Below are 26,173 nucleotides of genomic sequence, written 5' to 3'. Positions count from 1 at the left end.
CGCCGCCGTCGAAATACGGCGTTTCGCCCATCACTCTTGAGCGCCTCTTCTCTCCTATTCGACTATTGGTGAAACGCAATGCACGGAGATCGGCGCGCTTCATGGCTATGTTGCTGACCGCCGCTTCCAATCACGAGGTATCAGTCCCTTGCCCGACGCCTTGGTCCAGCGCTCCTTTGTGGCCGACACATAGCGCGGATCCGACGGGAAGTAGGCATGCTCGAGCAGAAGCACTTGCAAGCCACTGCGCGCATCGACCTCCTTGAAAAGGAAGTCAATGTGCTGTCGCATGGCCTCATAGTCCTCGTCGTCGGAAATGGAGATCTCGTCCGGCCGATCTTCAGCCATGTCGGACTCGACCCCAGCGACGTCTTCATCCTCTTCGTCTTCAACCTCATCGGCGTCCCGGCCCTGGTTGGGGAAATAGGGACGACTAAGCTGGTCAAGAACGATGACGCCAGGTACAGGCCTGCGCTCTTTCTCGAAGTGCCTTTGCAGTCCAAAGGCCAGCGCGACATGGACCGCCAGCCAGTTCTGGTCCGAACCTAGATCTGCCATTGAGAGCACCGCGCCTTCGGGCCCGTCCTCAATGACTGAAACCGCCGGCTCGCGTGCTGAGAAGACGAGCTCTGCGTCGACGCAGGGTTCAACCTTAGGCAGCTTCGAGAACACTTCGGAGGCGTACTTAGAAACGACGGCCTCTGCACGGCGCATGCGGATTCTCCTGTTGTCGGCGTCTACCTTTGCCTCGAGATCGGCTATCTCGTCCCGCTGCTTGGTCAAGTCTTTGGCAGGCTTCAGGAGCTGGTCGTCAACGGTCTCAAGGAAAAACGTCGCTTTGCCGCGAAAGAATGACTGGAGCTGCGCGAGGTCGGCATACTGCTTGGCCTCGGCGATTTGGTTCAACGTAGATGCAACTGCGGCATCAAGTTCCCTGAGGAGACCGCTAAGCTCCTCAACTCGCGTGTTCAGCTGGGCCGACGCGGCACCGATCTGCGGCCGAAGGCGTCCAACCGCGCTGGTCTCTGCGCGAATTGTCTCAAGAGAGCGCCTCATCGCCACCGCGACTTCAGCACCTGAAGCAGTCTCAGATTCGCACACGGGGCACTTGGTGGGCACGTCCAGGAGGTGGAGATGCTCGGCAATGCGGAGCTTTTGGTGCTGGGTAGTGACCGCGGTCTCATAGTCCAGCGACTCCTGTTCCGTGACAGCCAACGCCCGAAGCTTCCGCTTCGTCTGACCGAGCTCCTTGAGGCAGGCTTTACGACGCTCCTGCAACCTGTCCAGTTGGTCAGCGCCGGGATATTGCAGCGGACGCGCCGTCGGCGAAGCAGCCCTGCGCACCATGCTGATGAGGACAGCCTCATCGGCGCCCTCGGGTGTGCTCTCCACCAGCCCAAGCTGCTGTGCTTCGCCGAGCAAGACATTCGACCGTTGCTTCAGCACGCTGTCCTTTGCGATCCGGGCTTCCTCACGCGCGGTATCAATCTCCAGGGCTCTGCGCGCCTGTCGAAGACGCCTCTCGGCGGCCGCTGTCGAGCCAGTGACCACGCCAAGGAAATAGGGCATCGTCGCGATGATGGGAGGTGCCCTGCGACTGCTGTCGAGGCCGTGCAGCAGGACCGTCTCGCTGTCGATAACCTCCTTGGTGACGAACACGTACGGCGTGAACTGGCGGATCGAGGGCCGGTCAGGCGAGTTTCTTTCGGGCTGGTCGGATTCGGCCATGGGCATGGCCTCGATCCCGAACGCCTCGCCCAACCGGGCTTTGTTGACCGCCAAGAGTCCTCGGCCTTCAAACTCCTCAACGGAGCGGGGAACCTTCAGGTTCCTCCCCGTGGTCACGTACATGTAGGAATTGGGCTCCTTGCCGACCAGCGGGACTTGGCGGCACGAGATCATCTCGTCCGCGCCTCGTACCCATTTCACCCCAACGGCCACGCATCGGCGCCGCACGTACACAGGCAGTTGGCACTTGGATGAGCCAAGGCAATAGTCCAACGCCTTGATCACCGCCGATTTGCCGGTGCCCGATGCGCCGGTGATGATGTTCACGCGCTCAGGGTCCAGTTCGATGATGCGGAACGCACCCTCTTCACCAATGAAGAAGATGCTCGCGATGTTCCATCGCTTCATACACAAACTCCCAATGCTTCCAGGACAGCCCTTGGCGACCCCATACCGGCCATCCAGATTCCTAGGAGGCGTGCCCGTTTCAACGCGCCGCCAGCTACGCCATTCGTGACCGCTGCCGGCAGCGTCTTTCGGGTGCTCTCGACGCCACCATCGAGCGTGAGCTTGAAGATGCCGGCGATGCAGCCAAAGCGGATAGCGGCCGTTGTTATTTCAAGGGTCGAGTTGACCTTCTTGGCCAGATCGACTGACACCTTCGGGTTTCGGCCCATCCACAGCGTGAACCCGGTCTCTCGGTTGCAGCCATCAAAGGTAGGTGCCAAGTCCTCTGAGATCGCGAGGGGCACGACCAGGTAGATCAATGCAGTTGCCGGAGCCAGTCCGGACCGAGTCACCTGGTAGGCGGAACAAAACTGTGCGACCACGGCACCGCAGAATGCCGGATTGGTCTCGGCGAAGACGTCACGCGCAGTAATCATGCGATGCCCTTCAACAGGGTCACGAAATCTGGATGCCAGCCGACACTCTTCTCAACGGCTAGAACCTGATAGCTGCCACGCACGTAGTAGGAAGCGCTCCAGTTCTTCGCAAAGGGATCGACCTCCTGATGGGCCTGCTTGAACGACCACCGAAAGATCTCCAGCCCCGCAGCCTGCTTTTCGTCCTCCGTGGCTGATTGATGCTCCTCGGCCATAGGCCCGTGCCTGTCTCCCCACTCAAGCACCAGGTACTCGTCGTATCGATGGATGCGAGCAGCCATGTCCGCTCGCTCTTTCATCCATTTGTGGCGCTGAGACCTTGCCTTCCATTCTTCGCGTTGGGCCGATCGAATCTCGAAACTGGTGCAGTTCACGAGTTGAAGTTGCGTGGCAATCATCGATGGCGGACTATGGTCGTCGGGTGGAACTTCGAATCGGTAGTCGGCTAGCAGCTCGTCAGTCGCCAGCTCGCCGGCCATTTCGAGCAATCGCTCCTGCACCTCAAGTCTTGTAATGAACCGCTCTCTCTTGGCGCAGAACGAGTACACGATCTGGAGATCCCACCACTCCATGAGTCTCTGAGAAATCAAATCGCGCTGATCGGGAGGGAAGTGCCTGAGCGCATTCGTGATGTCGCGCTGTATCTTGTTGATGTCGTTCGCAGCAGGCTGGATCGTCACTCTGGAAAGCAGCTTCTCGCGGGTCGCGTTCGAAAGGGCGAGGTAGGCCAAGCAGCCGGGTAACCGCTCGACGTGCGGCAAGGGGCTCCTGCCATTCTTCTTGGCCTCAGCGTGCTCATTCACTACGCGATGTGCCTCCGTCTCCAACACGCTCAAGAGTCCAGCGCGCGAAGTCATCTCATCAAGCAGCGGCGATAAAACGCTGCCGGTGGCCAGCGGGGCCACAGTGACGAGCTGAAAGCGCATGTCGTCCAGGCTGACCTTTGGCAGCACCTCGATCCATGCTCTGAGTGTCTTCCAGAGGGCCACGGAAGCCACGCTCACCGCCGCCGGCTTCTTGCTCAGCGAGTGCTTCAGCTGAACGAGTAGCGATCGCCCATTAAGCACGATTTCCACATCGTCCAGCCGTTCCAGACACACCGCGGCGTCGTCTTCAGTAGCCTTGACGATGGCAAGCAGACCGTACAGCGACTGATAGTAGAAACCCAACGCAGCATCGACGGCGGAATGACTACCGCTTCCGACCGTTGTCGCAGAACTCAAGTCTTCCCCCTGTATCTCCGCGCGTTCTGCGCGGACATCAGCCCATAACCGTCCGATGCGGCGGCCAGTGTGTTTTGGCAGACTGTAACAACTTTTTAGCCATCTCTGATCACCTCCGTTCGATCGCGACCGGGCCGTTGCTGTCGCCGCCTCTTCCGCCCAAGTTCGGTTAGCCGAGATGTTTCGTCAGTAGCAGCCCGATGACGATGTTCGAGCAATGTGGCCGCTTTCGAACGTCTGGGGGCACGCACCTATTCGTGGCATTCCCTTAGTGCGCGATCGACTGGTTCGTGGCCACCAATCCAGAGCATGGCTGGCTGGTGAGGGGCGAAATCGCTAGTTCGTGGCTGCTGACAGCGGCCATCGATTCTGCGCGTCTCGTTGAAAAGTGCCGCGCCGGGGGGGCCGTCTAACGGCCAGTTCGGATTGATCAGATGCCGCTCACCGCGAGACCGTCTCAAAGGCCGCTTGCGGCGGCAGCCGACACTGCCGGCCTCTCAGGCCATGTCTCTGACCAGCCTGGAGCCGAACTTCGGCTCCGCAGGCGGCTGCGGTCCTTCGATTTGAAGAATTCGACTGTTGGCGCCGACCGAAAACTGAGCCACTTTTAGGGGTTGTGCCGACCCAAAATTGAGCCAGGTGTTTCACCTACTCTGCTGCTTTTTTAAGCGGCGGGGTGCACGGAGTGATCACCATGGACATGATTGGCAAGATCCGGCGTTTGCACCGCCGAGACAAGAAGTCAGTGCGCGAGATTTCGCGCATGACTGGCTTGTCCCGCAACACGGTGGCGAAGTGGCAGAATGGCCCGGCGCCGTCGGCCAGCCCTAAGTACAGCAGGGCTGAGCAGGCCAATAAGTTGACGGCTTTCCACGAGACGATCAGGCAAGCCCTGAAGGCTGACGGGCATCGCCCGAAGCATGAGCGCCGCACGGCCCGAGCCCTGCTCGCTGAGATCAAGGCTACCGGCTACGAGGGGAGCTATTCGCGCCTCACCGACTTCATCCGCGATTGGCGTCAGGGCGAAGGCCAAGCGGCATTGGTGAGTGCCTTTGTACCGCTGACGTTTGAGTTGGGCGAAGCCTTCCAGTTCGACTGGAGCGAGGAAGGTTTGGTTGTAGGCGGCATCTATTACCGACTGCAGGTCTCGCACATGAATCTGTGCGCCAGCCGGGCGTTCTGGCTCGTGGCCTACCCGAGCCAGGGGCACGAGATGCTGTTCGATGCCCATACCCGCAGCTTTGCAGCTCTGGGCGGCGTGGCCAGGCGCGGCATCTACGACAACATGAAGACGGCTGTGGACAAGGTCTTGAAGGGCAAGGGCCGGGTCGTCAACGAGCGCTTCGGGGTGATGTGCGCGCACTACTTGTTCGACCCCGACTTCTGCAATGTGGCCTCGGGCTGGGAGAAGGGAGTCGTGGAGAAGAATGTGCAGGACAGCCGCCGGCGCATTTGGATTGACGCCGCCCAGCAGCGCTTTAGCTCCTTCACCGAGCTCAATGTCTGGTTGGCGGCACGCTGCCGGGCGCTGTGGGAGGAGGTCCGACACCCGGTGCATGAGCAGTTCAGCTTGGCCGAGATGCTGGAGCATGAGCGCCTGCACCTGATGCCAATGCCTGTTGCGTTTGATGGCTATGTCGAGAAGTCCTCCAGGGTGAGCAGTACCTGCCTGGTGACGATGGCGCGCAATCGCTATTCGGTGCCTTGCGAGTGGGCAGGCCAGAGGGTCAGCGCCAGGCTGTATCCGAATCATGTCGTGGTGGTGGCGGATGACGCCGTGGTGGCCCGGCACGAACGACTGTCGGACCGTGGGCAGACCCACTACGACTGGCAGCACTATGTGCCGCTGCTGGAGCGCAAACCCGGTGCATTGAGAAATGGTGCGCCGTTCAGCGACCTGCCTGAGCCGCTGCAAAGGCTTCGCCGGGGCTTGCTGCGCGAGGAAGGCGGTGACCGCGTGATGACGAAGGTGCTGGCCATCGTGCCGAAGGCCGGGCTGGACAACGTCTTGGTGGCGGTCGAATTGGCACTGGAGAAGCTGCCGCCGTCGGGACGCGTCAGCGTGGAACATGTGGTCAATGTGCTGAGCCGCTTGAATGAGCCGTCAGCACCCGCGCCTGTGGACGGCGTGCTGCAGGTCTCCAAACCTGTTTGCAGCGACACTGCACAGTACGACCGCCTGCGTGACAGGCTCGGCAGCGAGGAGGTGCATCATGAAGCGTGATGTGGTGGTCGAGCTCAAACAACTGCGCTTGAACGGCATGGCCAGCGCCTGGGCCGATTTGCTTGAACAAAGCGAGAGCGGCGGCGCCGGATTCGGTGCTGAACTCGGCACTGAGTCCGGGCCGCAAAATTCGCTCTGGCTGCTGGAGCATTTGCTGCAAGCCGAGGCCGCCGACCGGGCGCTACGCTCGGTCAGTCACCAGATGCATGCGGCCAAATTCCCGCTCCACCGCGACCTGGCCGGCTTCAACTTCGACGGCACCGAGGTGGACCAGAAGCTGATCCTTCAGCTGACCGAAGCGAAGTTCACTGAGGCTGCGCATAACGTCGTGATGGTGGGTGGCCCCGGCACCGGCAAGACGCATCTGGCCATCGCCATCGGCGTGGCCGGCATCACCAAGCATGGCAAGCGTGTGCGGTTCTATTCGACGGTTGACTTGGTCAATGCGCTGGAGCAAGAGAAGGCGCAAGGCAAGGCCGGTCGCATCGCCACCAGCTTGCTGCGGATGGACTTGGTCATTCTTGATGAGCTGGGCTACTTGCCCTTCAGCCAAGCCGGCGGAGCCTTGCTGTTCCATTTGCTGAGCAAGCTGTATGAACACACCAGCATCCTGATAACAACCAACCTGGACTTCGCTGAGTGGTCCAGCGTGTTCGGCGACGCGAAGATGACCCGGGCGCTGCTGGACCGACTCACGCATCACTGCCACATCGTCGAAACCGGCAACGAGAGCTACCGACTGAAGCACAGCTCGGCGGTCGCGAAGACCCGCATCAAGGCCAGGGAGCAGACTCGCAAAGGCGGCAAGACGGAGCCACCAGAAGTGGCCAAAACGGACTGATTCAAAACCAGCTTCAGCACAGGAAGGAGGTCAAGCAAGAACCACACGACCTACACTTATCCACAGTCGGGCATCAAAACTCGGCACGTTTACCTGGCTCAAAATTCAGTCGGCACGGTGGCTCAATATTCGGTCGGCGCCAACATACAGATATCTACTTGAGCGGAAACAAGTCCGGAAACCGTTCTTCTATGAGTTTCTTGGTCTCTGGCGGAGTTACTTCGTTGTTGTACATCCGAGTCAGGATATCAACTTCCTTTTGGGTAAATTTGCCGTCCTTTTTAAGGCTTGAAAAGATTCTGATTAGGGTATCTGCTTTATCAGCAAGTTCTTTTTTCTTCTGAGCTATCCTAACTTCTCGCTCGGCAGCTTCTTTATCCAGCTGAGCTTCCGCAACTTTCCGCTCGTTAGCTTCTTTGGCCAGCTTGTTGTTAAGGTATTTATCGAGTTCGAAAATCTTGCTTTCTGGTAAGTTTTTTTCATACGCGAAATCGATGGGGTCCACTCCTGTTTTCTTGGCATCTGCGATGATTTTCTCAAACTCAGGAATTACTACGTTAGAGGTGGTTTCGCTTTGGGCACCATTGAAGGAGAGTGCGCACAAACAAATGAAAAGAGATCTGAATAGGATATTCATTGTCGTTCACCGAATTGATCGTATTGGGACATACTTTTCAAAGCATAACGCGAGTCGAAGCTAAAACTTGGCTTGAGTCATGTAGAGCGAGTCAATGACCCGAGTGGAGCCAGCGGAGAATGAATGCGGAAGCGCTGGGGACCGCACCCTCCCAACGGAGGGTTAAGTCTTTGGCTAACCTACCCTACGATTCCCGACCAGGCAGGTTGAAGTTGGCGTGAGCGGGCACAAAGCGGCTGACTAGGCTGTTGAATCGAGCTTCAGGAATGTGCCCAAAGCCGAAGTACGACTCAAGTGTTGACGTTCGCCAGCCCTTTCAGGCTGGCCACCTCAAAGACTTACACGACTTCCACGGACGCGGTCCCAAAGTGAAAACTCACCTTTGCGCCTTTGTGACCCAATGGCAAAGTCGCAATTCGGCGGGTTTGGTTACAGGCTTGATATCGAGTTGCGTAGTCAGCCTTGCGATATCAAAGAATAGTCATGTTGCCCGCTCCTTTTACGGCACCAAATGGAATACTATTATGAGCAAGATTCTATGCGGATTAGCGTTGGCACTGGTATCGCAAGTTTCGATTGCGCAATCAGATGCGGCTAAGATGTTCAGCTTTTGTAAAGACGCTTTGGCAATGCTGAATGGCGGACGTCTGCCCGACGACCGTATGCTTCAGGCCGGGATATGTATGGGATTTATTGATGGCGCAACGAATGGCATATACGTCGGCGCTGTTGTAGGGGCCGAGCTAAAGCCAGGAATGAATATTGAAGCGGAGTTCAAAAAGCGCAACGTGGCGTTCGCCTGTTTAAAGCCAGATGCCACGTCTAATCGCGATCGGGCCGCCCTATATGTTAACTACTACGCGCGCAACGCGAAGGCAATTGAAGCGCTACCCGCGGGGTCCAGCACGAGCATTGCGGTGCTAACTAGGGCACTGGTTGAGTCATCCCCGTGTAAATAGGCCGGGCCAACGGCAGTGTCGCTGCGATAGCGGTCAGTTAAGCTGAAACGACAGGGCTTCGGCTGGTTGGAGCCGACACGCACGGTTAAAGGACAGCGGGTAGCCTGATCGAGCAGTTCGCTAAGCGGCGAGGGATCCCGCTCAGGAAGTGGCAGGTCATCCTCGCCAATGTGGCGGAGCGGCCGCAGCCGCCGGTGCAAGGCCGCGCCTAGTCGTCGTAAACGCTCAGCACGAAGGGTTCCGGCTTCAAAAAACTTCCAAACTGGACTTTGCTCGCTCATTCCTGAAATTTCCAGCTCGGCTGTCGGTCCGCGCTGAATTTGGAAGTCGTTGCACTTACCTGTGGCAATGGTCGGATCGGGTGCGTGGGGCTGGCCGAGTAGCGCTGACGCCCACATCCCAGCTGGAACTGACTGCTGCCGGCCAGAGGGCTCTCGGTCCGCAGGGCTTGCGGCAGCAAAGTGCCCAAAGCCGAAGTTCATCGAACCTCAGCACGAGGCTGATCAGCGACATTCGCCCTCAAACTGTGAATGTCTGCACCCTCACCAAACGGTCATTCAACCCATTGCTGGCCGGGCGGACGGTCTACATCCCGAACCGGTCATTCAGAAGTGGTTGACTCGCGCGCAATCATCGAAGGCCACCTGACCTGCCTATTTTCTCCGAGACATTGATTCCACGAGAAAATGGCTTCACCCCGCGAGGAGCCCATGAGAACGCTTCGGTTAACGGAAGATCAAAGTAAGCGCTCTTTCAACCGCACCCTTGCGCTTCAACAGTCGGCAGCGTAGTTAATTGAGGCATGGTCTGCCAGCGGCAGGTCGCGAGGCAGAGTCTCGGCCGCATCCGTTCCCAGACTCAAGCCATGATTGTTCTTTTTTCCCCCTTGACCAGATCAGCCCTCAGCTCTTGAGCCGAAGATGATGACTGCCATGCCGATGAAGCAAAGTCCGACGCCGATCCAGTCGGTGGTGGTCGGGGTGACCTTGTCCACCAGCCACAGCCAAAGAATGGCGATGCCGATATACACGCCTCCGTAGGCGGCATAGACCCGGCCCGCCGCTGTCGGGTGCAAGGAGAGCAGCCAGGCGAACAGCGCCAGGCTGATGGCGGCTGGCACGAGTAGCCAGGCGGACTTGCCCTGCTTCAACCAGAGGTAGGGCAAGTAGCACCCGACGATCTCCGCCAGCGCGGTCACCACGAACAATCCGAAAGTCTTGATGAGCTCCATGGTCAGCATTGTCCCTGACCAAACGCCGTGCCAGCTTGTCAGCGCCGCCTCATCATCAGGAATGCCGCGGGTACAACGAACAGCGACAGCAGCGGTGCCGTCACCATGCCGCCCAGCATGGGCGCGGCGATGCGGCTCATCACTTCCGAGCCGGTGCCGCTGCCCCAGACGATCGGCACCAGGCCTGCCAGGATCACCGCCACCGTCATCGCCTTGGGCCGCACGCGCAGCACCGCGCCCTCGCGGATGGCGTCCAGCAGTTGGCCCGCTGTCGGAGTCGCATCGCCGGGGCAGCGCTCGGCCAGCGCATGCTTCAGGTAGATCAGCATCACCACGCCGAATTCGGCCGCCACGCCGGCCAGGGCGATGAAGCCGACGCCGGTGGCGATCGAGAGGTTGTAGCCCAACAGGTACAGGAACCAGATGCCACCGATCAGGGAGAACGGCAGCGTGGCCATGATCAGCATCGCCTCATCGAGCCTGGAGAAGGTCAGGTAGAGCAGCACGAAAATGATCAGCAGCGTCGCGGGTACCACCACCTTGAGGCGGGCATTGGCTCGCTCCAGATACTCGAACTGGCCCGAGTAGGCGATGCTCACCCCGGGCTCCAGCTTGACCTGGCTGGCCACGGCGGTGCGCAGATCCTTGGCCACCGAAGCCAGGTCTCGCCCCCGTACATCCACATAGACCCAGCCCGAGGGGCGCGCGTTCTCGCTCTTGAGCATCGGCGGCCCGTCGCTGATCGCGATGCTCGCCACCATGCCCAGCGTGATCTGCTGCCCCATCGGTGTGGCGATCGGCAACTGCACCAGCTTCTCGGGTGAGTCGCGCCATTCGCGCGGGTAGCGCAGGCTGATCGGAAATCGTGCCAGTCCCTCGACCGTCTCCGACACGTTCTCACCACCGATGGCACCGGAAACGATGGCCTGGATGTCGGACACATTGAGGCCATACCGACCCGCGGCCAAGCGATCGATCTTGACGTCAATGTAGCGACCGCCCGTCAATCGCTCGGCCAGCGCCGAGCTGACGCCCGGCACGCCCTTGGCGACCTGCTCGACCTGCGCTGCGATGCGATCGATCACCTGCAGATCGCTGCCGCTCACCTTCACGCCGATGGGGCTCTTGATGCCGGTGGCCAGCATGTCGATGCGGTTGCGGATCGGTGGAATCCAGATGTTGGACAGCCCCGGGATCTTGACAGCGCTATCCAGTTCCTCGATCAGCCGCTCCGGCGTCATGCCGGGCCGCCATTGCTCGCGCGGTTTGAGCTTGACCGTGGTCTCGAACATCTCCAGCGGCGCCGGGTCGGTCGCCGTTTCCGCACGGCCGGCCTTGCCGAAGACGCGTTCCACCTCCGGCACCGTCTTGATCATCCGGTTGCTGATCTGCAGCAGCTCGGTCGCCCGCTGTGCCGACAGGCCCGGCAAGGCCGACGGCATATAGAGCAGATCGCCCTCGTCGAGCTGCGGCAGGAACTCGCCACCCAGCCGGGCCAGCGGCCACAGCGTCGTGGCCAGGGTCACCAGCGCAATCAGCATGGTGGCCTTGGGCCAGCGCAGTACCCATTCCAGGCAAGGCCGATAGACCGCGATCAACGCCCGCGTGATCGGGTTCTTCTGCTCGTCCGGGATGCGCCCGCGGATCCAATAGCCCATCAGCACCGGAACCAGCGTGACCGAAAGGCCGGCGGCCGCCGCCATCGCGTAGGTCTTCGTGAAGGCCAGCGGACCGAACAGGCGCCCCTCCTGAGCCTCCAGCGTAAAGACCGGCACGAAGGACAAAGTGATGATCAGCAGCGAGAAGAACAGCGCCGGCCCGACTTCCTCGGCCGCTTGCGTGATGACCTCCCAGCGCTCCTTGCCCTGCAGCGTCTGACCAGGGTTGGCATGCTGCCAAGCCTCCAGCTTCTTGTGAGCGTTCTCTATCATCACCACGGCCGCATCCACCATCGCGCCGACGGCGATCGCGATGCCGCCCAGGGACATGATGTTGGCATTGATGCCCTGATAGCGCATCACCAGAAAGGCCGTCATCACACCCAGTGGCAGCGCGATGATGGCGACCAGGGCGGAACGCAGATGCCACAGGAAGACTGCGCAGACCAGGGCTACAACTAGGAACTCCTCGATCAGCTTGCTGGTCAAGTTGTGGATCGCGCGCTCGATCAAGGCGCTGCGGTCATAGGTCGTGACGATCTCGACCCCCTTGGGAAGGCTGCTCTGCAGTTCGGCGAGCTTGACCTTGACGGCAGCAATCGTCTCCTGGGCGTTTTTGCCCGAGCGCAAGACCACGACGCCACCGGCCACCTCGCCCCCGCCATCGAGTTCGGCGATGCCCCGGCGCATCTCCGGCCCCACCTGCACGGTGGCAATGTCGCCCAGGCGAACCGGAACATTGCCGCGCGTGACCAGGGGGATGGCCCGAAAATCGTCCAGCGTCTTGAGGTAGCCACCGGCACGAACCATGTACTCCGCACCCGCCAGCTCCAGCACCGAACCGCCGCTCTCCTGGTTGGCCCCCAGCAGGGCCTCACGTACCTGACCCTGATTCAGACCATAAGCCGCCAGCTTGAGGGGATCGAGCACGACCTGGTACTGCTTGACCATGCCGCCGACCGACGCCACCTCGGCGACGTTGGGCAGGCTCTTGAGCTCGAACTTGAGGAACCAGTCCTGCAGCGCGCGCAACTGCGCCAGATCGTTCTTGCCAGTCCGGTCCACCAGCGCGTACTGGAAGATCCAGCCGACGCCCGTGGCATCGGGCCCGAGCGCCGGCTTCGCGCTGGCCGGCAGACGCCCCTGCACCTGGTTCAGATACTCCAGCACGCGCGAGCGCGCCCAGTAGAGGTCGGTGCCATCGTCGAACAGCACATAGACGAAGGAGTCGCCGAAGAAGGAAAACCCACGCACGGTCTTGGCACCCGGCACCGACAACATGGTGGTGGCCAGCGGATAGGTCACCTGGTTCTCGACGATCTGGGGCGCTTGGCCGGGATAGCTGGTGCGGATGATCACCTGCACGTCGGACAGATCCGGCAGCGCGTCCACCGGTGTGCTGCGCACCGCCCAGATGCCCCAGGCCGTCATCATGACGCTGGTCAGCAGCACCAGGAAGCGGTTGGCCACCGACCATCGAATCAGACGGGCGATCATCGCGACACCCCCTCGACGGCCGTGATCAAGTAGTCATCCCCTTGCTGGGTGAAGGAGAAGCGGACCGTCTGCCTGCGCTTGAGCCCGGTGGCGAGCTTGGGGTCTGCGAGCTTGAACCCCATGGTCATGGCCGGCCATTTGAGGGCTGGCACGGGCTCGTGCGCCAGCGTCATCTCGGTGGTCGAGATGTCCTCGATGACGCCGAGGACCGTGAACGCTGCCGGGGATGCACCGGGCCGCAACGCTGGCTCGGCTGCCGCCAGCTCCTGGGGCATCAGGCCCTTGAGGCTGGCTTCAGAGTCGATCAGGAACTGGGCCGATGCCACGACCTGCTGGCCCGCGGCGAGTCCCCGCTGCACGACCAACAGATCGCCGATCTCGGCGCCCACCTGGACCTCCACCGGGTGGAAGCGCCCAGGCGCATCGACGACATAGACCAGGGCCCGCTTGCCGGTTCGGATCACGGCTTCGCTGGGCAGCAGCAGCGCCGTCTGCTCGGCACCCAGCAGGCGCACCTGGCCGGACATGCCCGCCTTCAGGCGCAGCCCCGGGTTGGCAAGCTCCAGCCGCACCCGGACGGTCCGGGTCTGCGGGTTCGCTTCCGGCAGGAGGCTCACGACGCGTCCCTTGAGCACCTCCGCAGCAAAGGCCGCCAGCCGGACTTCCGCCGTCTGGCCCGGCTGCAGCGGGCCGCTTTGCGCTTCGGGCACGGCCGCCTCGACCCATACCGAGCCCAGGCCGTTGATGCGCGCCAGGCTCATGCCGGCCGAGACCGTCATGCCCTGACGAACCATCAGTTCGGCCAGCAAGCCGCCCAGGGGTGCCTGCACCGTGTAGCGCCCTTGCGGCTCGCCGGTGCTTTCGACGCGCGCCACCAGGGTTTCGGGCATGCCCAGCAACAGCAGTCGCTGGCGGGCCGCTGCGCTCAGTGCCGCATCCTTCAAGGCGGTGACGGCCAGGAACTCGCGCTGCGCCGCCAGCCATTCCGGCAGCAGCAGATCGACCAGCGGACTGCCGGCCGCAATCACGTCACCCGGCGCGCGCGCGTAGACCCGCTCGACAAAGCCTGCGCTGCGGGCCTGCACGATGCTGACATCGCGTTCATTGAGCAGGACCGTGCCGACCACATCGATGCTGGAGGCGACGGCCCGCTGCTCGACAACGGCAGTGCGCAGACCCAGCGACTGGATCGCCTGCGGCGAAACGCTCAGCCCGGCACCGCCGCCACCTTCATCGGCGTACTTGGGCACCAGCGCCATGTCCATGAAGGGTGACTTGCCCGGCTGGTCGAACTTCTGCGTCGGCACCATGGGGTCGTACCAGTACAGCACCTTGCGCTCGGGCGAAGCCGCCGCTGCGGGTGCATGCGTGGAGCCGGCGGCCGAGGAAGCGGCAGGATTCCATTGCGCCAGGCCCCAGCCGATGGCAATGCCGACCGCTAGCAGGGTCAGCCCGACCAGGTGTTTTCTTGGCTTCGTGTTCATCGTCATCTCCTCGCGGTTCATTCGGCGATCAGGCTGTTCAGCCGGACCCGCAGGCTGTCGCGCTGGGACTGCAGCTCGATCAGGCGCAACCGGGCTTCCAGCACCTGCGCACGCGCCGCCAGCACGGCGCCCAGATCGGATTTGCCGGACTGGTAGCTGGCCAGCGCCAAGGCCGCGCGATCCGCAGCCAGGCCGATGCCGCTGGACTGCAACCGCTCGATCTGCCGCTCCAGGGTCTGAAGCTCCGCCGTGTTCTCGTCGAGTTCCAGCAGATGGCGCCGGGCGGCATCTTCCTGCTCGGCCTCGACGCGCTGCGATTCCAGCTGCTTGGCTCGAATCAGCGGTTCCTGGCGCATCCCTTTCTGCAAGGGCAGATCAAAGCTGAGCTGGAAGGACAGCATGTCACCCCATTGCCGGCCGCGACGGCTGTAGGCCAGCTCCCAGGACCAATCGCCCCTGGATTCGGCCTGGGCTTCACGCAGCTCGGCCGCCGCCATGCCGCGCATGGCCGGGTACACCGCCAGCTCCGCGTGACGCTGCAGCTCGGCGCGCAGCTGCGCCATCGGCATCGCCAAGGGCGGCGGCGCGTCATCCAGGGGCTCGTCGGCGCGCAAGCCGACCCAGCGCCGCAAGGCAGCGCGAGCCTTGCTCGCATCCCGCTGCAACTCGTCCCGCCTGTCCTTCAGGCCCAGGTCTTCCTGGCGTGCCGCGAGGAGTTCGGTGGCTTGCGCGCTGCCCCCGGCAATGCGTGCGGGGAGGCTGTCCTGCAGTTGCTGGTTTTGCGCGAGCAGCTCGTCGAGCAACTGCAGGCGCCGGTCACTGGACTGGACGGCGATCCAGGCCAGGCCCAGGGCCTGCGAGAGCTGCAGCCGTTGCAGTGCCACCAGGGCGCGTTCCCGGTCGGCGCGCGCCTGAGCGAGCTGTACGCGCGCCTCCCGCTTGGCCTGGTTGGGAATGTCCTGCATCAGCGCCAGGCGCTGCATCGTCATGAAGTCGCGCGTGAGGCTCCAGCGATCCATGCCGCTGACGGGCAGGTTCTCAACGCCGACCGACAGCTTCGGGTCCGGCAATGCCGCCGCCGCGCCGTGGGCTGCCCCGGCCGCAGCGAGCTGCAGGCCTTGCGCTGCAAGGCCGGGGCTTTGCTGCTCGGCGAGCCTCAAAGCCTCGGCATAGCCGAGCGCCCGGGCCGTGCCGGAACTCAGTCCGGCGATCAGGACCAGGGCGCACGCCATCAAGGCGGGGGTGGAGATAGGACGACGTGCAGCAGCGCACGGCGCCCGGAGATGCGCCGCAGGCGCACCCGGATAGGTGATTGGCATGATGGTCCTCGACAAGAAATTCGCACGGCATGTCAGCCGCTGCGAGACTCGCAGCGGCTACAGGCGGACGTCAATTCCGGAGGACCTGAAGCGTCAGATAGAGAGGTGGAAAGCCGCGACCAGGGGTCGGTTCGGCATGAGCTGCTCGACGTTCAGTAGGCATGGCCGCATCAAGAACGGCCGGCAGGACGTAGGCCAGCCACACGGCCTGTGCCGCGACAGCCTGGAAGTCGGGGGCATGCACAGACGGCGCTGACTGGCTGTCGCTGCTGCAATGGGCATGGCAGAGCTGAGGCGCCTCCTCATCCATACTGCCCGGCATTGCGTGGCAATCGGGCATGACAGCCATCTGCATGGTTGAATCGTGCGACGGCGCCTCAAGCTTCGGGCAGGCATAGGCCGCCACAGCCAGTTGCATAAACAACAACGCCGCAACAAGCCCGCTGATGATCCAGCGAGCCCATTGCTTGGCGATGTTTCTGGCGATGCCCATGTGGAGAGTTTATCGCCAAGTAATAGACGACAAACTGAGCAGGGCAAGAGCCGAATTTGTCACGTCAGGGCTGCGCCAATCATGCGCCGAGCTCGCAGTTGGCCCCGCATTGCTCTACCGCTTGATCTTGCTCAATACGCGCATCATTGATTCAGCGCACCATTGTTTCCACGAGAGGATGCGCTGCGCTGCGCTGTGCTGCGCGCTCGATTCAGGAGCAAGACCATGAAGATTCCAAAAATCTCAGCGATGGCAGGTCTAGCGGCGATTGCCTTGTCGGTAACGCCGTTGCACGCTCAACCAGACACCTCGGGCCAGCCGACACGAGCTGCGAGCGCGGTGACTGCTGGCGGCGCAAATCCAGTAGAGTTCGACAAGCAATTGGCCCAAATGCAGAAGCATATGAAGCAGATGCAAACGCAGATGGACCGTATTGCGCAGTCCCGAGATCCGCAAGAGCGTCAACGACTGCTGCAGGAGCATTGGGATGCTATGCAGGAGGCGATGACCGGCATGCGCGGCATTTGGGGGCACGGGGCATGTTGCACGACCACGCCGAGCGGCATGGGGCCTGGCATGATGATGAATGGCCCCATGATGGGCTGGGGCCATATGCACGGTTACTACAACAGCCTGACGCCAGAACAGATCCGACAGCGCCAGTACATGATGGATCAGTACATGCCCATGCAGCAGATGATGATGGAGCACATGATGTGGCATCAGCGCTGGACGAACATCGTGGCGCCTCCCGCGCCCAGGCCCTGAAAGTTCTAGCTGCGGGTCGGCAAGCCTGACGGATCGCATATGCAGAGCAAGTAGCCCCTTCCGCAGCATCAAACGCCACCATCTATTGGTGCTCTGCACTGGGCACATGCTGATTAGCCTTGGTTCCAGGACTGCGCTGAGGTTTCCTGCGCGCTAGCCTTTCTTTCGCCACGGATGCGAACTCAACCGGAAACAGTGCTTACCACATCGGGGAACTGCTTGACTCTTTGGCAGAGGCCTACGGCAGCGCCGCAAATTCGGCGGCGCTAGTGCCAGTGTCTCCGAATTTGCGGCGGCGCACGAGTTTGTCAAGGCAAACAAAGTAAAGCTTGTAGCGCTTAAAACGCATCCCGCCCAGTTGCCGGGGCTTAGCCGATTGTGAATCGGCAAAGGTCAGCTCATCAATGATTTCGGCAATCAAGGGTTCGATTCAACATCACCGATGAACTTGCCATCCCGCGTCAGCTCTACGGCGTCGCTCCTATCAATCTGCCAAAAACTAAAGTCACGATGGGTCCAAAATGCCCAGCCCTTTACACGCAGGTATATGACCTCGCCTGCGGCGCCGGACACCACAGTTCGAGTGGCACCAGATCTCCAGCTGACGGTGAGTTCGTGCTGACCAGGCGGTAGTCTAAACCTTGCAAAGGTCTGCGGCAGCGTCTGAACAACTGGAGTTCCAGTAGACCGCACGTCAGCCAGTTCAGTCGGATCTGCCCAATTGTTTCGTACGACGTACACCGTAAATGCGTTTGCAGAGCCGGCAAGCTCGGTTGCCTCTTTTGCCAAATAGGCTGATGGAACGCCAGTGATGCAGAGCTGCCTCCGAGGTTTCATCACAGTTTGACAGTAGCTGCCTTCAGTTACCACCGGTGATGCATGAGGAGTTGCGCATCCCGACATCAAGGCTGCGGCGCTTGCAAGTATGGGAAGAAAGAGTCGCGGAGCATGCATGCTGAAGGTCCTTCCTGATTGAACTATTTGCAAAGATGCCCCTGCGGTCATGGCGTCTCTGGCTGAGAGTCAATTCAATGGCTACGTCTGCGTTTCCCGACAGATCGCTTTGGTCTGCGTACCTTTCGGCGCTGCCGCTTGCGTTGCCAGTCTCGGTACCCGAGGTAGGCGATGCCAAGCAAAGCGCCTACCCCGATCACCGCAGTGGCTACCAGCCAAAACGAGAGCAACTCGCCATGCATGGCGCGCATGTGATCAAAATCAAGCACCATGGTCGTAGCGCCAGATCAGCGAGCTGACTTGACGGGTCGCTGCTTTACTTCAGCGCGAAGCGCACATTGACCGGCTTCTTGCCGGCCAGCGTGACCGTGGCCACGGCCTTGGTGCCGGCGCCCAGCTTGAAACTGCCCTTGGCTTCCAACTTGTCGCCGGCTGGGGCCAATTGGATCTCGCTCTTCTCGCTGCCGTTGAGCAAGGTCAGCTTGGCACTGGCACCTTGCACGCTGGCCGGCTTGCCGTGGTCGCGGACGTGCAGGTTGATCTGATCGGCCTTGGCCACCAGCTCAAAGTCCATGTCACTGGCTTCGACCACGACGCCCCCATGTAGCGACTTGTGCTCATGCCCATGGTCATGTTTGTCCGCAGCAAAGGCGCCCGCCGCGAATGCAAAGAGGGTGCTGACGAGCAGCGTTTGAGTTTTCTTCATGGTTGTTCCTTTTAGGGGTGGATTGATTGGGATGTTTTTCAGAAGGCTTCTGCGTTGCGGTCATTCATCAGGCGCTCGGCGTCACGACGGCCGAACAACCAGAACATGGCCGGGGTCAGAAAGGTGTCCAGCAGGGTGGAACTGATCAAGCCCGAGAAGATCACCACGGCCACCGGATGCAGGATCTCGGTGCCCGGGCGCTCGGCCTCGAACAACAGCGGTGCCAACGCGAAGGCCGTCACCAGCGCGGTCATCAGCACCGGGCTCAAGCGTTCGATCGAGCCGCGCAAAATCATCTTGTGGTCGAAGCTCTCGCCCTCGAAGCGCATCAGGTTGATGTAATGGCTGACCTTCAGGATGCCGTTGCGCACCGAGATACCTGCCAGCGTGATGAAGCCCACCAGCGCGGCCACCGACAGCGGCTGGCCCGACAACGCCAAGCCCAGCACCGCACCGACCAGAGCCAGCGGGATATTGGCCATGATCAGCAGCGCGAGGCGCGTGCTCTTGTAGCGACTGAACAGCACCACAAACATCAAGACCGCCGACACGATGGACAGCAGACCGACCAGGCGCGAGGCCTCCTCTTGCGCCTGGAACTGACCGCCCAAGGTGATGAAGTAGCCCTCGGGCAGCTTGGTCTCGGCGACCACCGCGCGGATGTCTGTGACGATGTCCGACAGCGGCCGCCCCTGCGCGTTGGCAGACAGCACGATGCGGCGCTTGCCGTCGTCGCGGCTGACCTGGTTGGGGCCGTCGCCCTCTTCGATGGTGGCCAGCTTGGACAGCGGGACGCTGCCGTTGGGTGTCTCGATCAGGATCTGGGCCAGGCCCTCGACCGAGCGCGCACTTTCGGGCAGCCGCACGACCAGGGCGAAACGCCGGCTGCCTTCGACGATCTGCGTGACCTTCTCGCCTTCGACCAGGGCCTGCAGCGTCGACAGGATCTGCGGTGCCGGCACGCCATAGCGCGCGGCCGCGGCGTAGTCGACGCGCACCTTGATCTGCGGGGCCAGCACCTGCTTCTCGATCTCCAGGTCAGCCACGCCGGGAATGGCCGCCAGCCGGGCACGCAAGACGTCGGCCTGGCCGCGCAAGGTGTCCAGATCCTCGCCGAAGATCTTGATCGCGATCTGCGAGCGCACGCCGGAGAGCATGTGGTCGATGCGGTGCGAGATCGGCTGGCCGATGCCGATGGCAGCCGGCAGGTTGATCAGGCGCGAGCGGATGTCGGCATTGATCTCGTCCATCGAGCGCGTGATCTCGCTGCTGGGCTTCAGTCCCACGTCCAGCTCACTGACGTGCACGCCCTCGGCATGCTCATCCAGCTCGGCCCGGCCGCTGCGCCGGCCCACATGGGTCACCTCGGGCACCTGCTTGATCAGCACCTCGGCCTGGCGGGCCAGGGCCGAACTCTCGGCCAGTGTCACGCCGGGGTTCAGCCGCAAACCTACCAGCAGAGTGCCCTCGTTGAAAGGCGGCAGGAAGGTGGTCGGAAAGAACGGCACGGCCGCAGCGGCGACCAGCACCGTCACGCTGGCGGCCACAAGGGCTGCCTTGGGGCGGTTCAGCGTGGCCTGCAGCCCACCTCGGTAGCGGGCCTTCAGCCAGGCCAGAAGCTTGGTGTCGCCATGGTCCAGCGACTTCATGCGCGGCAGCAGGTACAGGCTCAGCACCGGCGTCACGGTCACCGAGACAATCAGGCTGGCCAGGGTCGAGACGATGAAGGCGATGCCCAGCGGCACGAACAAACGGCCTTCCATGCCCGGCAGCGCAAACAGCGGTACGAACACGAGCACGATGATGACCGTGGCATAGAGGATGGCGGAACGCACCTCCATCGTCGCCATGGCCACCACTTCCAGCGGGTTCATGCGGTGTTCGGGGTGCTTGACCCGGTCCTCCTTGAGCCGGCGCATCACGTTTTCGATGCCCACCACCGCATCGTCCACCAGGCCGCCGATGGCGATCGCCAGACCGCCCAGGGTCATGGTGTTGATCGAGAGCCCGAAGTACTTGAACACCAGGGCGGTGATGAAGATGGAGACCGGAATCGCCACCAGGGCAATGATGGTGGTGCGCAGATTGCCCAGGAACAGCAGCAGGATCACGGCCACGAAGGCCGAGGCGCCGATCAGCTTGCCCTGCAAGGTGGTGATCGAAGCCTCGATGAAGCTGGCCTGTCGGAAGGTGACCTGCGGGGTGTCCATGCCAGCTGGCAGCGAGCGCTTCATCTCGTCGAGCGCCGTCTCGATGGCGCGCGTCAGCGCAATGGTGTCTGCCGTGGGCTGCTTCTGGATGCCCAGGATCACTGCCGGCTTGCCTTCGAAGCCGGCATCGCCGCGCTTGAGGGCGGGCGCGAATGTGACCTCGGCGAGCTGGCGCAGCAGGATGGGTTGCCCATTCCGAGCACTCAAGGCCAGGTTCTTCAGATCGTCGAGATTGGAGGTGCGGCCCAGATTGCGGATCAAATATTCGCGGCCATTGAGCTCCAGGAAACCGCCCGAGGTGTTGGACGAGAAACCCTTCAACGCCCCTTCGAGTTGTTCATGCGTGATGCCCAGCTCGGCCATGCGCGCCGTGTTGGGTTGCACCTGGAATTGCCTCACCTCGCCGCCGATCGGAATCACCTGGGCCACACCGGGGACCGCCATCAGGCGGGGACGCAAGACCCAATCGGCATACTCCCGCACCGCCATCGACGAGGTCTTTGCCGTGTCGATGGGGATCGCAATCTGCATGATCTCGCCCATGATGGAGCTGATCGGGCCCATGCGCGGCAGCACGCCCTCGGGCATGCCTTCTTCCATGGAGGCCAGGCGCTCCGACACCATCTGCCGGGCTCTGAAGATCTCCGTGCTCCAGTCAAAGGTGACGTAGAGGAAAGACAGGCCGGCACTGGAGGTCGAGCGCACTGACTCCACCCCGGGCAGACCGTTCATGGTGGTCTCCAGCGGGAAGGTGATCAGTTGCTCAACCTCTTCGGCGGCCATGCCACCGGCCTCCGTCATGATGGTGACGGTGGGTTTGTTGAGGTCGGGGAAGACGTCCACCGGCGTGCGTGACAGGGTGAAGGCCCCGTAGGCCATCAGCACCAGGCTGCCGATGATGATGAGCAGCCGGTTGGACAGGCTGCTGTCGAGAAGCCACTTGAACATGGTCGTGGCTCCTTAACGGATCTGGTTCAGCAAACCGGCACCGTCGGTCACGACCCGCTCGCCTGCTTTGAGGCCGGCGGTGACCGCCACAGAAGCGCCATCCAGCGGTGCCACCGTCACGACACGCGGCTCAAACCTCTCGGGAGCGGTCTTGATCCAGACGATTTGCTGATTCGATGGGTTCTTCATCAGGGCGACCGCCGGAACCGAAATTCCCTTGACTTGGCTGCGCGTCTGCACGATCACCCGAACTGGCTGACCCACGGCCAACTGGTTCAAACCTTCGCCTTGGGCCTTGAAGCTGATCGGCAGGACCTGGTCGCGAAGGCTGCGTGCCGCGCCCACAAAGGTCAGCGCGACCTTGCCGCTGCCGACCGGGATGTAGGCACCGGCGATGTCATTGGCCACCGATGCGTCATAGGCCAGGGCTTCGATCCGCAGCTTTTGCGGATCGACCACCTCGAACACCAGCTCGCGTGCGTCGATGACCTGACCGGCCACCGCATGGGCCGAGGCAATCACGCCGGTGGCCGGTGCGAGCAGTGCCTCCCGACCCGACAGCCCGCCGCCCACCGCCTGAGCGCGCTCGCCGAGGCTCGCGGCCTCGCTCTCCAGCGCTTCGATGTCCTTGCGCGGCACAGTGTCGGCAAGATCTCGCATACGCGCCAGACGCTTTTCAGCCAGGGTTCGGGCGGCACGCAGCTCGGCCAGCTGGGCCTGCTGGTTGGCGCGCTCCAGGCTGCCTGCCGAGGGCAGCACATAGGCCAGGATCTCGCCCTTGCGCACCGCCTGTCCGACCGAGGGCAGGCCGCGCGGACCGGGCTCCAAACGGCCGGCCGCCATGGCTTGCACCTTGCCGCCTGCGTTCGGGTCCATCTGGACCTGGCCATTCAGTTCCAGACCGCGCGGTAGCGATTGCTCCGTGCCAGTCAGTGTGCGGACGCCGATCTGGCGCTGTGCCGGTTTGGGCAGGAACACACTGCCATCGGGCAGGCGTTGAGGCCCGTTAGAGTTTGTGGCCGCAGGCGCATCGCCATGGTCATGGCCATCACCTGCAAATGCCGGCATCACGCCCAGGAACAGCGCTGTAGCCAGCGCGCAGACCGTGAGGCCGTGGTTCAGATTCAAGCGCTTCATGCTGCAGCTCCGGTACGCGATGCCCGACCGCCCAAGAAGCGACGCGCGAGAAAGCCCAGTAAAAGCAAAGCTGCCAGGCCAGCACTACCCCAGAGCGCCCACTCCTTCCAACCATGCACATGGGCCTCTTCGGCATGGGCCTCTTCGTGGATGTCGAGCTCGCCGGCCAGCAGGTCGGACTCGCTGGCGGTGGATACGGTCACCGTGACAGGCGTAACGCCGGCCTTGGGCGCTTCGGCGAGCGTGAGCTCGAATTCACCTTCGCCGTGCGCCTTGGGGCTGAGCTTGCGCCCGCCCAGCTCCAGTTCCAGCTTGGCATCCTTGACCGGCGCATTGCTGGCTGCGTGGTCGAGGTACAGGGTCAGTTGCTTGCCGTTGAGAACGCCGACCAGCTCGAACAGCTCGGAGCCGGCGGAGAAACGGGGCAACGCTGAACCCGCGGCAGCAGCCGGGGCCTCGCCGTGGTCATGGCCTTCGCCGGCTTGTGCGGGCATGGTGGCCATCCAGAGGGCACCCAGCAGCAGGCCGGCAGCCAGCGGGCGGGCGATGGCATGCATCGCCAAGGGGGGAGCGAGGGTCATGTCTTGCTTCCTGAAAGATATGGGGCTGTTCATTGCGGCAGCAGGCCCAAGGCCTGGTTGAGGGCCGAGATGGCCTGGTTCACGTTCAGCCGGGCCAGGGTCGACTGGCGTTCGGCCTCGAAGGCCTCTAGTTCGACACGCAGGCGGCTGGGCAGGTCGGTCTCGCCGGCACGGAAGGATTTCTCGATGAAGCCACGGGTCTCGCGGGCCAGCGCGGCCCGACGGTTCGCCGCTTCGGCGGACGCCTGCGCGGCTACAAGCCTTGCTTTTGCCCCGGCCAGCTCACCGGAGAGGCGCTGGCGCTCAAGGGTCAGCTGGGTCTGGGCTTCGATCAGTTCGGCGCCAGCCGTGGCGCGCTTGGCCTGGTTGTTGCCACTGGAGCCGAGCGGAAAGCGCAGCCCCAGCGTGAACGTCTGGCCGTAGCGCTCCCCGAAGGCGCCACGGTCCCGGGTGCTGGCCAGCGTCAGCTCGGGGTTGGCGCGCTGCTGGACACCGGCCAGATCGCGGGCCCGTTCGGCCCTCAGCGCGCGGTCGCTCAGCTCGCGCAGCGCGGGGTGGTTTGGCGTGGCTTCGGTGTCGTCGGGCACCACGGTGGCAGCGGCTTCCGGTGCGTCGATCAGCCCCTGGGCTGGCGCCTCGGCCGTCAAGATCCGCAGCGCCTGCTCGGCCTGGATCTGCGCGGCCTGGCTGGCTGCCAGTTCGGCCTGGGCGGCGGCCAGGGCGCCGTCGGCCTGGTGCTGGTCGGCTTTGGCCAGGTCGCCGGCTGCCACGCGCCGCGCGACATCCCGTGCCAACTGCGCAGCGCTGTCCTGTCGGGTGCGAGCCAGGCCGACTTCGACCCGCGCGCGATGCAGGGCCCACCAAGCATCTCGGAGCGTGCCCGCGAGCCGCCACTGCGTGGCGGCAGTGCGGCTATCCACCGCGCCGGCCTCGGCATCCGCCAGAGCCAGACTGCGGCTGCGCTCACCGGGCAACCACAGCGGCACGGCCACGCCGATCTCCAACTCGCGACTGCCTTCATTGCGGTTGAGGCGATCCGTCTTGGTGGAGATCTCCAGCGACGGGGGCTCCGCCGTCCAGCTTTGCGCCGCAGCCTTGCGACCCTCTGCGGCCTGTTTGTGGAGATCGCTGCTGGCCGCTTCAGGCTGGCGCACCCAAGCCGCGTCTAAGGCTTGCTTGAGTGTCGTGATGGCGGGCGCCTGGGCCATGGCGCCTGTAGCAGCCGTACCTAAGGCGAGCAGGATGGCGCACAGACAAGGCAAATTTGCGCGCGGGCGCAGAGCCGCAGGTGCGGTCTGAAAAAGAAAATGCATGGTGTCCTCGTCGGCAGCGGCTTGGTGGCCGCTGCGGTGTCAGCTGTGTTGCTGGCGAGGAAGGCGATGCCGCAGGCAAAACCCTTTTGCACGTATCCCGCCGCCTGGGGCAGCCGGAACCTTGCCTCGCCGCTAATCAGGCGAGGCGGACGTGTGGTGGACGAATCAGGCGTTCGGGGACGCCGGTGGTGACTGAACGCTGGTAGGGCGTGAACGCCGAGAGCGGCGCCTGCACACCCATGACGACGGCGGGCGGCATCATCAACCCAGGCACGGCAGCGTGGCAGGTGGCGCAATCGGCATGGACGCCGGACTCGCTCTGCACCCCGTCGTCAGCGGCAGCATCGCTGGCTGAGCTCACACTTGTCGTGTGATCGTGCCGATGCTCGTGATGGCCAAAGTGATTGGCATGGACACTCGTTTCGTGCCTGCAGATGCTGGCAGCGGCTGCCCATGTCCATTGGACGGGCAGGAGCATCAGCAAGAGGACCAGCACGATACGTTGCATGGAGCGGGAGTGTAGCGAAAGCGCCGTGCGGCGCAGCAAATTCCTGGAATGACCTGACCCCTTTTGGGCAAGTGCATCACGACTCTAAGGTGCGGGACCGGACAGGCGCCCGACGCCAAGATGACAAACTCGTAATGTTCGCTGTCTGGCGCAGGCCGCAGAATCAGGCCATGAAGCTACTGGTGATCGAAGACGAGATCAAGCTCGCCGAATACTTGCGCAAGGGTCTGGGTGAGGAAGGCTACGTGGTCGACGTGGCGCACAGCGGCATCGACGGCCTGCACATGGCGACCGAGGCCGACTATGATTTGCTGGTCCTCGACGGCATGCTGCCAGGCATCGACGGTCTGGCCGTGCTGGCGGCCCTGCGTCAGAGCAAGCAGACGCCCGTGCTGATGCTGACTGCCCGCGGCCAAATCGAGGACCGCGTCCGGGGCCTGCAGAGCGGAGCCGACGACTATCTGGTCAAGCCTTTCGCATTTTCGGAGCTGGTGGCCCGCATCCAGGTCTTGCTCCGGCGCGCGGGCGGCTCTCGCAGCGGCGGCGAGCCGACCATGCTGAAGGTGGCCGATCTGGAAGTCGACCTGATCCGCCGCAAGGCCACGCGCGCAGGCCAGCGGCTGGACCTGACCGCCAAGGAGTTCAACCTGCTGAGCCTGCTGCTGCGCCGTCAGGGCGAGGTGTTGTCGCGTACCGAACTGGCCGAGCAGGTATGGGACATGAACTTTGACAGCGAGACCAATGTGGTGGAGGTGGCTGTCCGGCGTCTGCGCGGGAAGCTGGACCAGCCCTTTGAACGGCCGCTGCTCCACACGGTGCGGGGGATGGGCTATGTGCTGGAGGCCAGAGAGTCGTGAGCGAGGCCGCAAC

General features: G+C 62.7%; 21 protein-coding genes. 5 read left to right on the top strand and 16 right to left on the bottom strand.

The window, feature by feature from the left end:
* Positions 1-105: 105 nt before the first annotated feature.
* From ACQY39_RS18700 to ACQY39_RS18690, 3 genes are read right to left on the bottom strand one after another with little or no spacing between them, the layout of a single operon-like run.
* The gene (locus ACQY39_RS18700; protein WP_428508796.1) at positions 106-2,136 is read right to left on the bottom strand and encodes a DUF3732 domain-containing protein; all 2,031 of its coding nucleotides are present in this window, start codon (positions 2,134-2,136) and stop codon (positions 106-108) included.
* Positions 2,133-2,612, bottom strand: a complete 480-nt coding sequence (locus ACQY39_RS18695; RefSeq protein WP_428508794.1) for a three component ABC system middle component — start codon at positions 2,610-2,612, stop codon at positions 2,133-2,135. Before ACQY39_RS18695 ends, ACQY39_RS18700 begins: the two co-directional genes overlap by 4 nt.
* A complete protein-coding gene (locus tag ACQY39_RS18690) occupies positions 2,609-3,835 on the bottom strand; it encodes an ABC-three component system protein (protein WP_428508792.1) in 1,227 nt (408 codons plus the stop codon). Before ACQY39_RS18690 ends, ACQY39_RS18695 begins: the two co-directional genes overlap by 4 nt.
* Positions 3,836-4,529: 694 nt before the next feature.
* Here ACQY39_RS18690 and istA point away from each other — a divergent pair.
* Entirely contained in the window at positions 4,530-6,059 is a 1,530-nt protein-coding gene (gene istA, locus ACQY39_RS18685) for an IS21 family transposase (RefSeq protein ID WP_428508790.1), read from the top strand.
* Complete coding sequence (gene istB, locus ACQY39_RS18680) at positions 6,049-6,900, top strand: IS21-like element helper ATPase IstB (RefSeq protein WP_428508788.1); 852 nt, start codon at positions 6,049-6,051, stop codon at positions 6,898-6,900. Before istA ends, istB begins: the two co-directional genes overlap by 11 nt.
* A 154-nt stretch (positions 6,901-7,054) precedes the next feature.
* Here the strand turns inward: istB and ACQY39_RS18675 are convergent, their stop codons facing one another.
* Positions 7,055-7,537, bottom strand: coding sequence for a hypothetical protein (locus ACQY39_RS18675; RefSeq protein WP_428508786.1), 483 nt, complete (start codon positions 7,535-7,537; stop codon positions 7,055-7,057).
* A 524-nt stretch (positions 7,538-8,061) separates the two neighbouring features.
* Between ACQY39_RS18675 and ACQY39_RS18670 the strand changes: the two genes are divergently transcribed.
* Positions 8,062-8,496: a hypothetical protein gene (locus ACQY39_RS18670; protein WP_428508784.1), complete on the top strand. Its 435-nt coding sequence runs from the start codon at positions 8,062-8,064 to the stop codon at positions 8,494-8,496.
* An 895-nt stretch (positions 8,497-9,391) separates the two neighbouring features.
* On the opposite strand, the gene ACQY39_RS18665 is transcribed toward ACQY39_RS18670, so the two are convergent.
* The 5 genes from ACQY39_RS18665 to ACQY39_RS18645 all read right to left on the bottom strand — a co-directional run bounded on the left by ACQY39_RS18665 (position 9,392) and on the right by ACQY39_RS18645 (position 16,178).
* Positions 9,392-9,727, bottom strand: coding sequence for a YnfA family protein (locus ACQY39_RS18665; RefSeq protein ID WP_428508782.1), 336 nt, complete (start codon positions 9,725-9,727; stop codon positions 9,392-9,394).
* Positions 9,728-9,765: 38 nt separating this feature from the next.
* On the bottom strand, positions 9,766-12,882 hold the full coding sequence (locus ACQY39_RS18660; RefSeq protein WP_428508780.1) for an efflux RND transporter permease subunit: 3,117 nt from the start codon (positions 12,880-12,882) through the stop codon (positions 9,766-9,768).
* Entirely contained in the window at positions 12,879-14,366 is a 1,488-nt protein-coding gene (locus tag ACQY39_RS18655) for an efflux RND transporter periplasmic adaptor subunit (protein ID WP_428508778.1), read from the bottom strand. The genes ACQY39_RS18660 and ACQY39_RS18655 overlap by 4 nt, the downstream gene beginning before the upstream one ends.
* 17 nt (positions 14,367-14,383) lie before the next feature.
* The gene (locus tag ACQY39_RS18650; RefSeq protein WP_428508776.1) at positions 14,384-15,685 is read right to left on the bottom strand and encodes a TolC family protein; all 1,302 of its coding nucleotides are present in this window, start codon (positions 15,683-15,685) and stop codon (positions 14,384-14,386) included.
* Between the two features lie 70 nt (positions 15,686-15,755).
* Positions 15,756-16,178, bottom strand: coding sequence for a hypothetical protein (locus ACQY39_RS18645; RefSeq protein ID WP_428508774.1), 423 nt, complete (start codon positions 16,176-16,178; stop codon positions 15,756-15,758).
* Positions 16,179-16,403: 225 nt separating this feature from the next.
* On the opposite strand from ACQY39_RS18645, the gene ACQY39_RS18640 reads away from it, so the two are divergent.
* Positions 16,404-16,946: a hypothetical protein gene (locus ACQY39_RS18640; protein WP_428508772.1), complete on the top strand. Its 543-nt coding sequence runs from the start codon at positions 16,404-16,406 to the stop codon at positions 16,944-16,946.
* 238 nt (positions 16,947-17,184) lie between these two features.
* On the opposite strand, the gene ACQY39_RS18635 is transcribed toward ACQY39_RS18640, so the two are convergent.
* The 7 genes from ACQY39_RS18635 to ACQY39_RS18605 form a co-directional block, all read right to left on the bottom strand.
* Positions 17,185-17,367, bottom strand: a complete 183-nt coding sequence (locus ACQY39_RS18635; protein ID WP_428508770.1) for a hypothetical protein — start codon at positions 17,365-17,367, stop codon at positions 17,185-17,187.
* 849 nt (positions 17,368-18,216) lie between these two features.
* A complete protein-coding gene (locus tag ACQY39_RS18630; protein WP_428508768.1) occupies positions 18,217-18,606 on the bottom strand; it encodes a hypothetical protein in 390 nt (129 codons plus the stop codon).
* 38 nt (positions 18,607-18,644) lie between these two features.
* Positions 18,645-21,764: an efflux RND transporter permease subunit gene (locus tag ACQY39_RS18625; RefSeq protein ID WP_428508766.1), complete on the bottom strand. Its 3,120-nt coding sequence runs from the start codon at positions 21,762-21,764 to the stop codon at positions 18,645-18,647.
* A gap of 12 nt (positions 21,765-21,776) precedes the next feature.
* Complete coding sequence (locus tag ACQY39_RS18620) at positions 21,777-22,901, bottom strand: efflux RND transporter periplasmic adaptor subunit (RefSeq protein WP_428508764.1); 1,125 nt, start codon at positions 22,899-22,901, stop codon at positions 21,777-21,779.
* Positions 22,898-23,482, bottom strand: coding sequence for a hypothetical protein (locus tag ACQY39_RS18615; protein ID WP_428508762.1), 585 nt, complete (start codon positions 23,480-23,482; stop codon positions 22,898-22,900). Before ACQY39_RS18615 ends, ACQY39_RS18620 begins: the two co-directional genes overlap by 4 nt.
* Before the next feature lie 29 nt (positions 23,483-23,511).
* Positions 23,512-24,795, bottom strand: a complete 1,284-nt coding sequence (locus ACQY39_RS18610) for a TolC family protein (RefSeq protein WP_428508760.1) — start codon at positions 24,793-24,795, stop codon at positions 23,512-23,514.
* Between the two features lie 136 nt (positions 24,796-24,931).
* Positions 24,932-25,303, bottom strand: a complete 372-nt coding sequence (locus ACQY39_RS18605) for a hypothetical protein (protein ID WP_428508758.1) — start codon at positions 25,301-25,303, stop codon at positions 24,932-24,934.
* A gap of 170 nt (positions 25,304-25,473) precedes the next feature.
* On the opposite strand from ACQY39_RS18605, the gene ACQY39_RS18600 reads away from it, so the two are divergent.
* Entirely contained in the window at positions 25,474-26,160 is a 687-nt protein-coding gene (locus ACQY39_RS18600; protein WP_428508756.1) for a heavy metal response regulator transcription factor, read from the top strand.
* Positions 26,161-26,173 lie beyond the last annotated feature (13 nt).

This window comes from Roseateles sp., assembly GCF_965262435.1.
In the GTDB taxonomy this organism is placed as follows: domain Bacteria; phylum Pseudomonadota; class Gammaproteobacteria; order Burkholderiales; family Burkholderiaceae_C; genus Paucibacter_A.
Note: the sequence above shows the minus strand (reverse complement) of the source record. Positions and strands in the feature narration are given on the sequence as shown.

Coding starts and splice junctions, on each gene's coding strand:
- ACQY39_RS18640 (WP_428508772.1), top strand. CDS start 16,404: ATGAAGATTCCAAAAATCTCAGCGATGGCAGGTCTAGCGGCGATTGCC.
- ACQY39_RS18600 (WP_428508756.1), top strand. CDS start 25,474: ATGAAGCTACTGGTGATCGAAGACGAGATCAAGCTCGCCGAATACTTG.
- ACQY39_RS18630 (WP_428508768.1), bottom strand. CDS start 18,606: ATGAAGAAAACTCAAACGCTGCTCGTCAGCACCCTCTTTGCATTCGCG.
- istA (WP_428508790.1), top strand. CDS start 4,530: ATGGACATGATTGGCAAGATCCGGCGTTTGCACCGCCGAGACAAGAAG.
- ACQY39_RS18675 (WP_428508786.1), bottom strand. CDS start 7,537: ATGAATATCCTATTCAGATCTCTTTTCATTTGTTTGTGCGCACTCTCC.
- ACQY39_RS18665 (WP_428508782.1), bottom strand. CDS start 9,727: ATGGAGCTCATCAAGACTTTCGGATTGTTCGTGGTGACCGCGCTGGCG.
- ACQY39_RS18670 (WP_428508784.1), top strand. CDS start 8,062: ATGAGCAAGATTCTATGCGGATTAGCGTTGGCACTGGTATCGCAAGTT.
- ACQY39_RS18615 (WP_428508762.1), bottom strand. CDS start 23,482: ATGACCCTCGCTCCCCCCTTGGCGATGCATGCCATCGCCCGCCCGCTG.
- ACQY39_RS18650 (WP_428508776.1), bottom strand. CDS start 15,685: ATGCCAATCACCTATCCGGGTGCGCCTGCGGCGCATCTCCGGGCGCCG.
- ACQY39_RS18625 (WP_428508766.1), bottom strand. CDS start 21,764: ATGTTCAAGTGGCTTCTCGACAGCAGCCTGTCCAACCGGCTGCTCATC.
- ACQY39_RS18695 (WP_428508794.1), bottom strand. CDS start 2,612: ATGATTACTGCGCGTGACGTCTTCGCCGAGACCAATCCGGCATTCTGC.
- ACQY39_RS18610 (WP_428508760.1), bottom strand. CDS start 24,795: ATGCATTTTCTTTTTCAGACCGCACCTGCGGCTCTGCGCCCGCGCGCA.
- ACQY39_RS18645 (WP_428508774.1), bottom strand. CDS start 16,178: ATGGGCATCGCCAGAAACATCGCCAAGCAATGGGCTCGCTGGATCATC.
- ACQY39_RS18605 (WP_428508758.1), bottom strand. CDS start 25,303: ATGCAACGTATCGTGCTGGTCCTCTTGCTGATGCTCCTGCCCGTCCAA.
- istB (WP_428508788.1), top strand. CDS start 6,049: ATGAAGCGTGATGTGGTGGTCGAGCTCAAACAACTGCGCTTGAACGGC.
- ACQY39_RS18620 (WP_428508764.1), bottom strand. CDS start 22,901: ATGAAGCGCTTGAATCTGAACCACGGCCTCACGGTCTGCGCGCTGGCT.
- ACQY39_RS18700 (WP_428508796.1), bottom strand. CDS start 2,136: ATGAAGCGATGGAACATCGCGAGCATCTTCTTCATTGGTGAAGAGGGT.
- ACQY39_RS18655 (WP_428508778.1), bottom strand. CDS start 14,366: ATGAACACGAAGCCAAGAAAACACCTGGTCGGGCTGACCCTGCTAGCG.
- ACQY39_RS18660 (WP_428508780.1), bottom strand. CDS start 12,882: ATGATCGCCCGTCTGATTCGATGGTCGGTGGCCAACCGCTTCCTGGTG.